Origin of the sequence: Pseudoduganella ginsengisoli (genome assembly GCF_009720865.1) — a bacterium.
In the GTDB taxonomy this organism is placed as follows: domain Bacteria; phylum Pseudomonadota; class Gammaproteobacteria; order Burkholderiales; family Burkholderiaceae_D; genus Rugamonas; species Rugamonas ginsengisoli.
Genome location: NZ_WNLA01000078.1, coordinates 1 through 927, shown reverse-complemented (window position 1 = coordinate 927; position 927 = coordinate 1). Strand labels below are relative to the sequence as shown.

Genomic DNA, 927 nt, shown 5'->3' with positions numbered 1-927 from the left:
GCTGCCGCCGTGTGCGTCACGCTCCAGTTGCCGCTGGCGTCGGCCACGGCATTGCCCACTTCCACCCCGCCGGCATACAGATGCACTTTGGCGCCGGCTTCCGCGCCACCGCCGGCAAACACCGGGTTGAGAGCGTTGGTGATGTTGTCGGTGTTGATGTTGCTGTCCGAGCTGGCCGCCAGGTCCGGCGCCGATAGCACCGCACCCGGCGTCACGTCTACCGTCACGGTCAGCACGCCGGAAGCAACGCTGATATTGCCCGCCGCATCAGTGGCTTTGGCGGTCAGGTTATGTTCGCCGTTATCCAAGGTGCTGGTGGTAATGCTCCACACGCCGCTGCCATTGGCGGTGGCCGTGCCAACCACCGTCTCGCCGTCATACAGCGTAACGAAGCTGTTGGCTTCCGCCGTACCGGTAATCGTCGGCGTGGTGACACGGGTCAGGTTGTCTGTGTTCACATCACCGGAGTCGGACGCTGCAGTCAGGTCCAGCGCTGCCGGCGCGGACGGCGCAGTGCGGTCCACCGTCACAGCCAGCGCCTCGGAACGGGCGCTGACGTTGCCTGCCGCATCGACTTGCTCCGTGGTGAAGGCAATCTCTTTACCCTCTGCCACAGTGGACGTAATGCTCCAGTTGCCGCTGGCATCGGCCACGGCCGAACCGGCCAGGGCAGCACCCGCGTACAGACGCACCGTGGCGCCTGCCTCCGCACCGCTGCCAGTAAAGACCGGGTAGGCGGCATTGGTAATGTTGTCGGTGCTCGATACGCCGCTGTCCGACGCTGCCTGCAAGTCCGGCGCCGATGGCGCCGCACCCGGCGTCACGTCTACCGTCACGGTCAGCGCGCTGGAAGCAGCGCTGATATTGCCCGCCGCATCAGTGGCTTTGGCGGTCAGGTTATGTTCGCCGTTATCCAAGGTGCTGGTG

Annotated in this window: 1 protein-coding gene; it reads right to left on the bottom strand. The window is 65.3% G+C overall.

The annotated features are described in order from the left end of the window. Positions 1 to 927, bottom strand: a 927-nt coding sequence (locus tag GM668_RS30275; protein WP_155442690.1) for an Ig-like domain-containing protein, incomplete at both ends; no start/stop codon positions are given.